12 protein-coding genes are annotated in these 12,161 nt (G+C 61.1%); 1 reads left to right on the forward strand and 11 read right to left on the reverse strand.

Annotation, left to right across the window (positions count from 1 at the left end):
* Positions 1–158: 158 nt before the first annotated feature.
* From AC1DF8_RS21810 to cyoA, 5 genes are all read right to left on the reverse strand, one after another.
* Positions 159–1,025 carry an SDR family oxidoreductase gene (locus AC1DF8_RS21810; RefSeq protein WP_162710045.1) on the reverse strand — a complete coding sequence of 289 codons (867 nt, stop codon included), beginning with the start codon at positions 1,023–1,025 and terminating at the stop codon, positions 159–161.
* A gap of 376 nt (positions 1,026–1,401) precedes the next feature.
* Entirely contained in the window at positions 1,402–1,815 is a 414-nt protein-coding gene (gene cyoD / locus AC1DF8_RS21815) for a cytochrome o ubiquinol oxidase subunit IV (RefSeq protein ID WP_478154946.1), read from the reverse strand.
* On the reverse strand, positions 1,812–2,507 hold the full coding sequence (locus tag AC1DF8_RS21820) for a cytochrome c oxidase subunit 3 (protein ID WP_478154948.1): 696 nt from the start codon (positions 2,505–2,507) through the stop codon (positions 1,812–1,814). Before AC1DF8_RS21820 ends, cyoD begins: the two co-directional genes overlap by 4 nt.
* Positions 2,504–4,516, reverse strand: coding sequence for a cbb3-type cytochrome c oxidase subunit I (locus AC1DF8_RS21825; RefSeq protein WP_113207997.1), 2,013 nt, complete (start codon positions 4,514–4,516; stop codon positions 2,504–2,506). Before AC1DF8_RS21825 ends, AC1DF8_RS21820 begins: the two co-directional genes overlap by 4 nt.
* Before the next feature lies 1 nt (position 4,517).
* Entirely contained in the window at positions 4,518–5,447 is a 930-nt protein-coding gene (gene cyoA / locus AC1DF8_RS21830) for a ubiquinol oxidase subunit II (protein WP_113207998.1), read from the reverse strand.
* A 397-nt stretch (positions 5,448–5,844) separates the two neighbouring features.
* Here cyoA and AC1DF8_RS21835 point away from each other — a divergent pair, with 397 nt between their 5' ends.
* Positions 5,845–6,735, forward strand: a complete 891-nt coding sequence (locus AC1DF8_RS21835; RefSeq protein ID WP_478155090.1) for a c-type cytochrome — start codon at positions 5,845–5,847, stop codon at positions 6,733–6,735.
* Between the two features lie 10 nt (positions 6,736–6,745).
* On the opposite strand, the gene AC1DF8_RS21840 is transcribed toward AC1DF8_RS21835, so the two are convergent.
* Genes AC1DF8_RS21840 through AC1DF8_RS21865 form a run of 6 tightly spaced genes read right to left on the reverse strand, consistent with a single transcriptional unit; the run spans position 6,746 to position 12,130 of the window.
* Complete coding sequence (locus AC1DF8_RS21840) at positions 6,746–7,087, reverse strand: c-type cytochrome (RefSeq protein ID WP_113208057.1); 342 nt, start codon at positions 7,085–7,087, stop codon at positions 6,746–6,748.
* Positions 7,088–7,142: 55 nt separating this feature from the next.
* Positions 7,143–8,033, reverse strand: coding sequence for a cytochrome c oxidase assembly protein (locus tag AC1DF8_RS21845; protein WP_113208058.1), 891 nt, complete (start codon positions 8,031–8,033; stop codon positions 7,143–7,145).
* A gap of 14 nt (positions 8,034–8,047) precedes the next feature.
* Positions 8,048–8,650 (reverse strand): cytochrome c oxidase subunit 3, encoded by a 603-nt coding sequence (locus tag AC1DF8_RS21850; protein ID WP_113208001.1) that lies wholly within the window; start codon positions 8,648–8,650, stop codon positions 8,048–8,050.
* Positions 8,647–10,557, reverse strand: coding sequence for a cytochrome c oxidase subunit I (ctaD, locus tag AC1DF8_RS21855; RefSeq protein WP_113208002.1), 1,911 nt, complete (start codon positions 10,555–10,557; stop codon positions 8,647–8,649). Before ctaD ends, AC1DF8_RS21850 begins: the two co-directional genes overlap by 4 nt.
* The gene (coxB, locus tag AC1DF8_RS21860; protein ID WP_113208003.1) at positions 10,554–11,549 is read right to left on the reverse strand and encodes a cytochrome c oxidase subunit II; all 996 of its coding nucleotides are present in this window, start codon (positions 11,547–11,549) and stop codon (positions 10,554–10,556) included. The genes ctaD and coxB overlap by 4 nt, the downstream gene beginning before the upstream one ends.
* The gene (locus tag AC1DF8_RS21865; RefSeq protein WP_478155093.1) at positions 11,546–12,130 is read right to left on the reverse strand and encodes a c-type cytochrome; all 585 of its coding nucleotides are present in this window, start codon (positions 12,128–12,130) and stop codon (positions 11,546–11,548) included. The genes coxB and AC1DF8_RS21865 overlap by 4 nt, the downstream gene beginning before the upstream one ends.
* Positions 12,131–12,161 lie beyond the last annotated feature (31 nt).

The raw sequence follows: 12,161 nt of genomic DNA on the forward strand, positions 1-12,161 counted from the left end.
TGGCGTTAGGACCGATGTTTTTACCCCAGACACGGCGTCTTTCGGGCCTCGACCTCTTTGACGACAAGCGCCCCGGCCTGAGGTAAAACAGAGCCTCAAAGCCGCGGACCTTCAGATGCAGGAAGGGCCGCAGATTATCCTACCTGCGGCCTTTGTTGCTAGATCATCACTTCGCCACCCGTAACCGGGATGACGGCGCCCGTCATGTAGCTGCCGAGGTCGCTTGCCAGAAGCACGTAGGCACCTGCCAGTTCGGCGGGCTGGCCGGCGCGGCCGATCAGCGTTTGCTCACCGAACTTGGCCGCCTTTTCCGCCGGCATTGTCGAGGGGATGAGTGGCGTCCAGATTGGACCGGGCGCCACGGCATTAACCCGGATCCCTTTGTCGGCGACCATTTCAGCCAGGCCGGCGGTGAAATTAAGCACCGCGCCTTTCGTGGATGCATAAGCGAGGAGTTGCGGCGAGGGCTGGCGCGACTGGATCGAGGTCGTGTTGATGATGGCGCTTCCCGGCTGCATGTGCGGAACCGCTGCCTTCGACAGGAAGAAAGGGGCATAGATGTTGGTGCGGAAGGTTTCGTCCCATTCGGCGGCAGAAATATCGCCGATGTCCGCGTAGGTGCGCTGGAAAGCAGCGTTGTTGACAAGGATGTCAATCCTTCCCAATCCGGCGACCGCCTGTTCGATCAACGCCTTGCAATGGTCTTCCGACTTGATGTCTCCGGGCGCGAGAACCGACCTGCGTCCCGCTTGCTCGACCCACCTGGCCGTGTCACGGGCGTCCTCCTCCTCGTCGAGGTAGGAAATGACAATATCTGCTCCCTCGCGCGCGAACGCGATCGCCACGGCTTTTCCGATACCGGAATCGGCGCCGGTGATCAGCGCGACCTTGCCCTCAAGCTTGCCGTTGCCTTTGTAGGACTGTTCACCGTGATCGGGCACAGGCTGCATCTTTGCCGTGCTGCCCGGCGGCTGTTGCTGTTGTTCCGGATAAGGGGGCTTCGGGCGCCGGATTTCTTCTGACATGTCGATCTCCTCATAGGTTGCACAGGTCAAACAAACGGGCTCTTCCAATGTTCCTTTCGCGCAAGAGCTCGCTCGACATTGACCGGCGGCTCTTGCCAGTAACGGTGTCCTTTTCGATGTGTCCCCAAACGTCCCGGGGGAGCGGCCCTATCGATCGTCTTGGGACCGACATCAAGTGCCGCGCAAACCGTGTTGGCGCCCGTCGTTTTGTTCCTTGGCTAAAACGGGACCTGCGTGATCAGGAGCAGGGCGTTGATGGCCAGCGCCGCGGCAAGCAGCATTGCAAAAAGGCGCGGGTACTCTTCCATCCTGTCCGCCGATCTCTGTTGCGCGGCCGTGTCGTGATCAGGGAATGCAAATCTTTCGGGCCAGCCTTCTATGGTTGCATCTCTATCATCTTTTCCATCGGCATCATGTTCTGCGTCAGATGATCCATGATCCAGATCGAGCCGAGGACAATCAGAAAGACCACCATAACCCCGAAAACCAGGGCCAGGACATTATTGGTATTGTCCGGCCCCGTCGTGATGTGGAGGAAGAACACCAGATGGACGCCCATCTGGGCGATCGCCAGTACAATGAGAGCAACCGGCACGGCGGGCGGGTAGATGATGTCGGATCCTGCCAGGGCAAAGGCTGCCACCGTCAGCAGTACGGAAAACCCAAGCCCGAGGTTGGCGTTGCGGATCCAATGGCCGGCATCCTCGGCTGGTTCATCGCCCGGCGAATGATCATGCTCACCGTGTGACCACGAACCCTCCGGGGACTGATCGCGCTCCAGGTCGCTCATGCTACCGCTCCCATCAGATAGACGATCGTGAAGATGCCGATCCAGACAATGTCGAGTGCGTGCCAAAAAAGATTGAAGCAGATCAGCCGATGATTGATTTCGGGCCCGAAGCCCTTGACCTGAATCTGCGCCATCATGGTGGCAAGCCAAAGCCCGCCCGCCGTCACATGCACTCCGTGCAGGCCGACTAGGCCGAAGAAGGACGTCAACATCGCGCTGCGTTGCGGGGTGATGCCGCGGCTGGCGAGATCGACGAACTCCTGCAGTTCGAGCAGCACGAAGACGAGCCCGAGCAGGCCGGTCAGGAGAAGAAGGATTTGGGTCCACAAAAGATTGCGAGCATTGCTGGCCGCAAAAGACAGCATGCAGGTGTAGCTCGACAGGAGGAGCACTGCTGTCTCCCATCCGACACGGGGAATATCGACCATATCGCCGACAGTTGGTCCCCCGGCCGTAGCATGGCGTTGCACCGCAAAGGCTGCGAAAAAACAGGAAAAGATCACGATATCGCTCAAAAGGTAGATCCAGAAGCCATAGCCGACCAGGATCCTCTTTGCAGCCGGGCCGGTGGCACCCTGACCCGTTCCGGGGCGCGGGTCTCTGGCGCCATGAGCCCTGTGGCCAAGCCGATGCGGGTCCTGCTGGACCCGGCGTAGCGCCTCCACGCTGGCCGGCAATCCTGCATCGCTCATGACCCGACCTCCTGGCTGCTCAACCGCTCAAGAAGCGCTTCACGTGATGCGCGCCGCGCCCTCTCGACGCGGGCCACCTCCTCGGCCGGAACCTCGAATTCGTGCACGTCACGCCAGGCAAAGACGACGAAGCCCGCAAAGGCGGCGACAAGCGCTGCAATCGCCAGCCACCAGATGTACCAGATCATTGCAAAGCCGAAGACGGTCGAGAAGAACGCCGTATAGATGCCGACCGGACTGTTGATGGGCATCTCGATCGGGTGGTATTGCGGCTCGGGCGACAGCTGCTGTGTCTCGATAGCTTTCTGCTTGATGCCCCAGTAGGCCTCCTCTCCCTCGACATTTGGCATCACGGCGAAATTGAAGAAGGGCGGGGGCGAGGGCGTCGCCCATTCAAGGGACCGGCCATCCCATGGATCGCCCGTCGTGTCGCGGAGCTTGTCGCGGTTGCGGATACTGACCACCAGCTGCGCGACCTGGCATATCACTCCGATGACGAGAATGACGATGCCAGCCACCGACACGTAGAGCCACGGTCGCCATTCCTCAAAATTGACGTGCTGCAAGCGGCGCGTCATGCCGTCGAGGCCAAGGACGTAAAGTGGTGTGAAGGTGACCCAGAAGCCAATGAACGCGCACCAGAACGCAGCCTTGCCCCAGCCGGCATGAAGACGGAAGCCGAAGGCCTTTGGAAACCAGTATTCCATCCCGGCAAAGATGCCGAAGACGACGCCGCCGATGATCACATTGTGAAAATGGGCGACCAGGAACATGGAGTTATGCGTCATGAAATCGGCGGGTGGCACTGCAAGCAGAACACCCGTCAGCCCGCCGATGATGAAGGTGAAGATGAAGCCCATCGACCATAACATCGGCACTTCGAAGCGGACGCGTCCGCCATACATCGTGAAGATCCAGTTGTAGATCTTCACGCCGGTGCCGACGGCAATGATGCTCGACGAGATGCCGAAAAAAGTATTGACGGCGGCACCCGCGCCCATCGTGAAGAAGTGATGCAGCCAGACAAGCATCGAGACGACGCAGATGAACAGCGTCGCGGCGACCATCGAGCGGTAGCCGAACAGCGGTTTTCCCGAAAAGGTCGAGAAGATTTCGGAGAAGATTCCGAAGGCAGGGAGCACCAGGATGTAGACCTCCGGATGGCCCCATGCCCAGATCAGATTGACGAACATCATCGGATTGCCGCCGGCGGTGCTGGTGAAATAGTGCCAGCCGACATAGCGGTCGAGGGTGAGCATGGCGAGCGTCGCGGTCAGGATCGGGAAGGCGGCGACGATGAGCAGGCAGGAGGCAAGTGCGGTCCAGCAGAAGACCGGCATGCGCAGGTAATCCATCCCGCGGCAGCGCATTTTCAGGACGGTCGTGACGATGTTGATGCCGGTAATCAGCGTGCCGATGCCTGATATTTGAACGGCCCAGAGATAATAATCCACTCCAACGCCGGGACTATAGGTGGTCTGGCTGAGCGGCGGGTAGGGCAGCCAGCCGGTGCGGGCAAATTCGCCGATGAACAGAGACAGGTTGACGAGCAGGGCGCCGCTAGCTGTGAGCCAGAAGCCGACCTGGTTGAAGGTCGGGAATGCAACGTCGCGCACGCCGAGTTGCAGGGGCACGAGGAAATTCATGAAGCCGAGCACGAGCGGCATGGCGCCGAACAGGATCATGATCGTGCCATGCGCCGAAAAAATCTGATTATAGTGTTCGGGTGGCAGGTAGCCGGGCGCGTTGACGGCGATCGCCTGTTGCGTGCGCATCATGATCGCGTCCGCAAATCCGCGGATCAGCATCAAGACGCCAAGCAGACAGTACATGATGCCGATGCGCTTGTGATCGACGCTGGTGATCCATTCGCTCCAGAGATAAGGCCACCATCCCCTGACCGTCACCAGGGCAAGGATGCCGATCGCAATCAGAATGACGATCGCCGATGTGATCAGCGGGATAGGCTGGGACAGAGGAATTGCAGACAGGTCGAGCTTTCCGAACATGTCAATCCTTTCCGCCTGTCGAAACTTCGCGCCCGGCATGATCCGGCGCTTCGGGTTGCGGACCGGGGCCGGGCGGGATCATCTGACGGACAATGTCGTCAAACAGTCCTGGATCCTCAATCCGGTAGGTCGCTTGCTCGACACGCTGGCTCTGGTGCGTCAATGCGGTGTAGCTGTCGCGGTCGAGATTTTGTCCGCCCGACCTGATGCGATCGATCCAGGCGCCGAAATCGGCCGTTGCAAGACTGGAGACGTCGAACTGCATGTCGGAAAAGCCGTCTCCGGAAAATTGCGCGGATATGCCCCACATGGTTTCGGGATGGTCGGCCTGCAGATGTAGCTGGGACACCATGCCTGGCATCGCATAGATCATCGATCCGAGCCGCGGGACGAAAAACGCGTTGAAGACGCTGGCAGAGGTGATGGAGAAGTGAACAGGCCGGCCGGACGGCACGACAAGCCGGTTGACGCTTGCAACGCCTTGCTCCGGGTAGATGAACAGCCACTTCCAGTCCAGGGAGACAACCTGGACTTCGAGCGGGGGGGCATTCGAGGGAAGAGGCCGGAACGGGTCCAGCCGATGCGAACCGATCCAGATAAGCCCGCCGATGAACATGATCGTGAGGATCGGGATCGACCAGACGACCGCTTCGATACGACCTGAATAGGACCAGTAGGGCAGATACTCCGCGCTTGTGTTGGAGGCCCGATAGCGCCACGCCATCCAGAAAGCCAGGATAAGGGTCGGCACCACGATCGCCAGCATGACGACAGTCGCGTCGATGAGGATCGCGGCGTTCCCGCGACCGACCGGGCCTGCTGGATTTAGGATATTCAGTGAGCAGGAAGACAGCAATGATGAAATCACGCAAGGGGCGCAGCGTCGCGCCGCACCGCTGCCCCAAGGCCCGGGTAAAGTGAAACCGCTCATGCGCTCTCCCTCGGTTGAGGCCGGCCGAACCGGCCGAACGCGAAAAAGTTCCAGCAACCCGCGATTTTCGCTGCCGGTGCGCTTACGGCGCGCAAGASCCGCTGGAGCCGGAGCGGCTGTCGCGAAGCGGCGCAAATGCGCAGTCGCTCAAGCCAGCAGCATCGACGCGGCTTTTTGTGTGGCTTGCACTTCTCCTGATGATGATCGCGGCTCCTGTCCGCATTGGCGTCTGTCGCGCCTGCGGTTTTTCAAAGGGATCGGTCCGGAACATTTTCCATCTGCGCCGGTTTGAGAAGCAGCAGGAGGAGGGCGCGCGGCTGTGGCCTATGTCGGATCGCAGGAAGGTAGCCGTCGAGACCGGCCAAGGCGCTTGGCAAGGCTGCGGTTCCGGCTTCTTTTGATCTGCACGCTTGTCGCAGTCGCCGCAGGCGCCGCAACCTGGCAGCTGACGGCGCCACGTCCGGCCTTTGAGCGTCCACCGCCAGATCTCGTCCCAGGCAATGTCGAGCGCGGCAGGACTGTTTTTTTTGCCGGCGGCTGCGCCTCCTGCCACGCTTCCCCCGGTCAACCGGACCGGTTGCGCCTGGGTGGCGGCCTCGCTTTGGCCTCGCCCTACGGCCCCTTTCGGGTTCCCAATATCTCCCCTGACCGGCAAGCCGGGATCGGCGCCTGGTCGGTGACGGATCTCGCCAATGCGCTTCTGTCGGGCGTCTCGCCAGACAATGCCCATTATTATCCTGCCTTCCCCTATTCAAGTTATACCGGCATGACGCTCGAGGACGTCAGGGATCTTTATGCCTTCCTGCAAAGTCTGGAGCCGGTGTCGGAGCGCTCGAAACCGCATGAGCTGGCGCTGCCTTTTCGCATCAGGCGCTTCGTCGGTTTCTGGAAACTGTTGTTTTTCAGGCCGCGCCATGTCGAAGACGCTCGCGCTGGCCAACCGGTCAGCGATCGTGGCAGATATCTGGTGGAGGTCCTTGGCCATTGCGCCGAATGCCATTCCACCCATAACGCCTTCGGAGCCGTCAAGCCGTCGACGCGCTTTGCCGGCGGAGCGAATGTCGACGGTGTCGGTTTCGTCCCCAACATCACGCCGCAGCGGCTGGCATCCTGGTCTGTCGAAGACATTGCCGAAATGCTCAAGAGCGGAAAGACGCCCGATCATGGCCAAATCGGATGGTCGATGGCGGACGTGGTCGAAAATACCGCCGAGTTGTCGCAGGACGATCGTCTCGCCATTGCGAGCTACCTGAAGTCGCTCCCGCCCAAGGATACGCCGAAGCCGTGAAAGGCAGCCTTCAGTGGGCGTAGAGATAGGCGGCAATATCACGGGCCTCGGCCGGCGTAATTCCCGTGACAGGCATGGCTGTTCTCGGGGAGTAAGCCGGCGGCGTGACAATCCAGCCAACGAGGTTGTCCGGTGTGTTGTTGAGAACGCCGGCTATATAGACCCGTTCGGATAGTCCGCCCAATGACCCGCCGACCTTGCCATCCGCGCCGGCAACGCCCGTGATCGTATGGCATCCGCTGCAGCCATATTGACGCAAGAGGGCCGGGGCCCGCCGCGGATCTCCACCTGTCATTGCGATCGCCGACGCCACCTGTTGCGAGCGTTTCTGGAAGCTGTTGACGCCGACCATGGCGCCAAGGAAAACAAGGATGAGGGCGGCCGGCACGAATACGCCCAGCCGCAGGTCAATGGTGGGCTGCTTGGGTTCCATCGGGGCCTCCTTTGGCGGAATTGTGGATCCAGAGGGCCATCAGCGCCAGGGCTGCGCCAGCATAGACGATGCCAGCTGGCACCCACATGATCAGGCCGGCGATCTGCTGGTCCTCGAGCGGGGTCATGCCCCATGCCGACGCGTCGCGCGTCGCAAACTGATAGCGCACATCCGGCGCCAGCGTGATCAGCGCTCCAAGCAGGCTCATGTGCATCATGGTGACAAAGAGATGCCACACGGCCATCCCCCTGTTGGCGCTCCAGAGAACCGCCCACCAGAATATCAAGGCGCTCAGAAAGAAGCTCAGATGCTGCAGCCGGTGAAGACCTATGTTTGTGACCGCTGCGTCGAAAAGCGGTGGCGCGTGCCAGGCCCATATTGCCATGCCGTGCAGAAAGGTGGCGAGCGTACCGCCTGTCAGCCGTGACCAGGTTGAACGCAACGGCGTCGATCCGACAACCTTTGCGCATAATGCTCGGGCGGTTTGCGGCAGTCCCCAGAGGATGAGGGCGAGTGGACGCGATAGCACCATCAAGGGAGCGGCGAGAGCCATGATGAGCTCGTGTTCGATCATGTGCATGCTGAAAAGCTTCTCGCCAAGCTCGTGCAGCGGCGACACGAGCGCGAATGTGAGCACGCTCCAGCCCGACCAGAAGCTCAACGAGCTGCGAGCAAGCCTGCGCTGGCCGCGGCGGCTGCGGTGGCCGAGTTTGCGCTGCCCCTGACCATAGAGCAGTGCGATGATCACGAGCGGAGTGACGATCCACGGATCGAGCGTCAAGGACAGGGCCGGATGGGGATGACCGTCATGGGCAAACGCCGTTGCCGGGATCAGCATGATGGACGGGACCGTCAAGGCCAAGATGACCGGACACCGTTTCATAGCCTTGGGATCCAGTAGATGCAGCCGTAGAGCGGCAGCCAGGTCGCCACCACGAAGTTCCAGTAGAGGGCGTTATCCTCCACGTCCCCGTAGCGGCGCAGGTTGTCGCCGTGGCGCGAAAACATCAGGCAGGTCAGAACCAGCGTATCGGCGAGATCGGTCAGGATATGGGTCGTATGCAGGCCGAGCATGACCCACAGGATCGACCCATAGGCATTGTCGTCCCAGCGTATGTTAAGGGCTGGGAACTCGAAGATGCGCGGCACGAGAGGCACGATGCCGAAGATCGACATGATCACGAGCCCGATCCTGACCTTGCGAAGGTCGCGCTGTCCGGCCCAGCGCGTGACAAGCAGGTTCGGAACAAGGCTTGCCAGAAGCAGAATCGTGAGAATGGTCCCAGGCAACAGGTCCGGCGGCGGCGCGTTCAACGGCCAGGACGGCGCGTTGGCCATGAGGTAGAGATAGACGGCGATCGCCAGGGCAAAACCGCTGCCCTCGATCAGCATGAAGGCGCTCGTACCCCAAAAGGTCAAGCTGGCCGTGCCGGTCGCATGCAGGGGAAGATGCGACAGATCGAGAACGACTTTCTCCTTCATGATTCATCCTCCGGCGTTCGCTTCGGCCAAAACCAGCAGGTCAGGGCGATTGCGATCGGAACAGCGCCCCAGACCACCGCCCAGGCGCTGAACATCGAACCGATCAGCATGACGGTCGTTGCGAGCGCCGCCACGAGCGGCCAGATCGAATCTGCAGGTGAGGATTCGCGCGCTTCAGGTTCGGCTGCAACGACGCTGCTGACGACGAGTTCGCGCCGGTCGACCCGCAGACCGGTGGCGACCGGCAGCTCCGATGATGCCTGCCAGAGGGGGTCGCGCGACTGCACGACCGGAATGCGTGCGAAGTTATAGGGCGGCGGCGGTGAGGCAGTTGCCCATTCGAGCGAAGCGCAATTCCAGGGATTGGGGCCGGCGACCTTTCCGCTGCGCAGACTGCGGATGGCATCGATGAAGAACAGGCCGAAACCAGCAGCCAGAACGAATGCGCTGACGCTGACAAAGAGGTTCATGCCGGACCAGGGAAGTTCCGGCGGATAGGTATAGACCCTGCGTGGCATGCCCGCGAGGCCAAGAATATGCATCGGAAAGAAAGTCAGGTGAAAGCCCGCGAAAATCAGCCCAAAGACGATGCGCCCAAGCTTTTCGCTCATCATCCGGCCTGTCATCTTGGGAAACCAGTAATAAATGGCACCCACCAGCGGAAACACAGCGCCCCCAACGAGGACGTAATGAAAATGCGCTACGACGAAGTAGGTGTCGTGGACCTGCGTGTCGAGCGGCACGGATGCGACCATCACCCCGGTCATCCCGCCCATCACGAAGGTGATGAGAAAGCCGATGACGAACAGCATCGGCGTCTTGAAAATCGGTCTGCCGCTCCACAAGGTCGCGAGGAAGCAGAAGATCTGGGTGCCGGCCGGGATGGCGATCGCCATGCTCGAAGCGGTAAAGAAGCTGCTTCCCGAGGGCGGCAGCCCGGCCACGAACATGTGATGCACCCAAAGGCCGAAAGACAGAAGGCCTGTAGCGATCAGTGCCATGACAAGTGCCAGATATCCAAAGACAGGCCGCTGCGAAAACGGCGAGATCATCGCCGAGACCATGCCTACGGCCGGCAGGAAGATGATGTAGACTTCCGGGTGGCCGAAAAACCAGAAGAGGTGCTGCCACAAAAGCACGTCCCCCCCCTCGGCCGGATTGTAGAAATGCGTGCCGACCAGCCGGTCGAGGATAAGCGAGGAACTGGCGAACATGATCGCCGGCATCGCGATGATCACCAGGAAGGATGTTACCAGCATCGACCAGACAAAGACCGGAATGCGATCGAGGGACATGCCTGGCGCCCGCTGCTTGAACACGGTCACGACGATCTCGACGGCAACGGCAAGGGCCGACAGTTCGGTGAAGGTGATCATCTGAGCCCAGATGTCGGCGCGTTTTCCGGCACCATATTCAGGACCCGATAGGGGCACGTAAGCGAACCAGCCGACATCGGGGGCCGCGTCGAGCGCCACGGCGACCCAGAGAACGAGACCGCCGGCGAGGAAGATCCAGTAGGAGAAGGCGTTGAGGCGGGGAAAGGCGATGTTGCGCGTGCCCACCATGAGTGGCACCAGATAGACACCCATCGCTTCCATGACAGGCACCGCAAACAGGAACATCATGTTCGAGCCGTGCGTCGTGAAAATCTGATTATAGCGGTCGGCGCTGAGAAAGCGTGCTTCCGGAAAGGCGAGCTGCACGCGCATGACCAGGGCCAGGACGCCGCCAAGCGCCAGAAAAACGAACGCGGTGACGATGTAACGTCTCGCGATGATCTTGTGATCGACGGTTGTCAGCGCCCCCCAGATGCCTTTTCCTGACTGCCATGTCCGGCGAAGGCGCGGTTCCAGATCTTCCCGCTCGACCTCGACATCCAGAACCTGCGCGGTGGATGAGCTGTTCATCGCAATGTCTCCAGGAAAGCCGTCACCTGTCGAAGTTCCTCGCTCGTCATGGGGACCAGCGGCATGTTGTTGCCGGGCTTGATCGTCTGCGGGTCGGCAATCCAGGCGGCAAGCGAGCCGGCGCTATTTTGCAACACGCCGGCCGCAAGCAGGCGCCTGGAGGCGACATGGGTCAGATCGGGACCCGATGTGCCCTTTGCCTCGGTACCACGGATCGTATGGCAGGCAGCGCACGGCTTGCGCATGAAGACGTCGCGCCCGGCAATGACGGCGGCGTCCTGCGACACGACAGCGCTCCGGCGCTGGCTCTCCAGCCATTGACGATAAGCCTCCGGTTCCTGCGCGACAACTTCGAGTGCCATGTGGGCGTGCTGGAGGCCGCAGAATTCGGCGCATTGGCCCCGGTAGATGCCGGGTCTTTCAGCATGGAGCGTGATCGTATTGTCGCGGCCGGGCACAAGGTCCTGCTTGCCGGCAAGCGAGGGAACCCAGAAGGAGTGGATGACGTCGGTGGCCTGCAAGCGCAGGCGCACATCCTGGCCGACGGGAATGTGCAGCTCGTTTGCCGTCTGAAATCCCGTCGACCTATCGTCGCCGTCATAGTCGAAACGCCACCACCATTGCTCGCCACGCACGAGGATGGCAGCGGAGGATGCCTCTTTATATTCCGGGAACCGGTCGGACGTGAAGCTTACGACGGTCAGCAGGACGATGATTGCCGCGGTCGAAACAATGGCCACCGTCACGACCACCGAGATCTGCCGCTCCTGTGCGCCCTCGCTGTCTTTCCGGCTTGGCTTGCGCAGAAGCGACCAGACCAGTGCCCCCATGACGAGGAGAAAGACGCTCGTGCAGACAAAGACGAAGAAGAGGATGATGTGGAGAAGGTCGGCGGCCGCCGGCCCCCTCGGATCGAGCGCCGACTGCACCCCCGTGCATCCTGCCATGAAGCCCGCAAGAAGGAGACACGATACGATCGCCACCTGTTTCATTGTTGACGATCCAGTCGCCGCATGCCGACCGGCCCCTCCTGGAACAAACCCGCCGCAGGGGCCCTGTTTTCGGCCGGCCTGCTGTTCTTCTCGTCGTTGCGGGCCGGCGCGGTATATTTTGCCTGATAGGCTCCGACCGTTCTGAGATAACCGGCAAGCTGCCAGATCTCGTCGATGGTCATGCGATCTGCGAACGCCGGCATGCCATGCGGGCGGCCGTCGCGTATGGACGCCACCAATGTTTCCATCTCTGGTCCGTAGGACCACCATCCGTCGAGAAAGGACGGTCCGCTCAGCCCCCGGCCGTCGCCGTGGCAGGCCGGGCAGCCAAACCAGGTATAAAGCCGCTTGCCCTGGCTGAGATCATAGGCAGTGTTCTCATAGGGCGTTCCGATTGCAAAATAGACCTCGGGGGGCGTGCCGCCAATACCATTTGCCATCAGCCGGACGTCATTCAAGGATGCAGAGACAGGGGGCGGCGCCCGATACTGACGTGGTTGCCGCATCCAGCCGAGCATCGCGCCGACACAAGCCGCGCCGAGAAGGCAGGATGCCACCAGCAGCCAGCGCCGAGCGACCATCAGCCGGACGTCATTCAAGGAAGTAGAGACA

This window comes from Rhizobium sp. 05N49 (assembly GCF_056396805.1).

Bases quoted from the DNA above. Each gene is read 5' to 3' on its own strand.
- AC1DF8_RS21810 (WP_162710045.1), bottom strand. From the start codon at position 1,025: ATGTCAGAAGAAATCCGGCGCCCGAAGCCCCCTTATCCGGAACAACAG.
- cyoD (WP_478154946.1), bottom strand. From the start codon at position 1,815: ATGAGCGACCTGGAGCGCGATCAGTCCCCGGAGGGTTCGTGGTCACAC.
- AC1DF8_RS21820 (WP_478154948.1), bottom strand. From the start codon at position 2,507: ATGAGCGATGCAGGATTGCCGGCCAGCGTGGAGGCGCTACGCCGGGTC.
- AC1DF8_RS21825 (WP_113207997.1), bottom strand. From the start codon at position 4,516: ATGTTCGGAAAGCTCGACCTGTCTGCAATTCCTCTGTCCCAGCCTATC.
- cyoA (WP_113207998.1), bottom strand. From the start codon at position 5,447: ATGAGCGGTTTCACTTTACCCGGGCCTTGGGGCAGCGGTGCGGCGCGA.
- AC1DF8_RS21840 (WP_113208057.1), bottom strand. From the start codon at position 7,087: ATGGTCGGCGTCAACAGCTTCCAGAAACGCTCGCAACAGGTGGCGTCG.
- AC1DF8_RS21850 (WP_113208001.1), bottom strand. From the start codon at position 8,650: ATGAAGGAGAAAGTCGTTCTCGATCTGTCGCATCTTCCCCTGCATGCG.
- ctaD (WP_113208002.1), bottom strand. From the start codon at position 10,557: ATGAACAGCTCATCCACCGCGCAGGTTCTGGATGTCGAGGTCGAGCGG.
- coxB (WP_113208003.1), bottom strand. From the start codon at position 11,549: ATGAAACAGGTGGCGATCGTATCGTGTCTCCTTCTTGCGGGCTTCATG.
- AC1DF8_RS21865 (WP_478155093.1), bottom strand. From the start codon at position 12,130: ATGGTCGCTCGGCGCTGGCTGCTGGTGGCATCCTGCCTTCTCGGCGCG.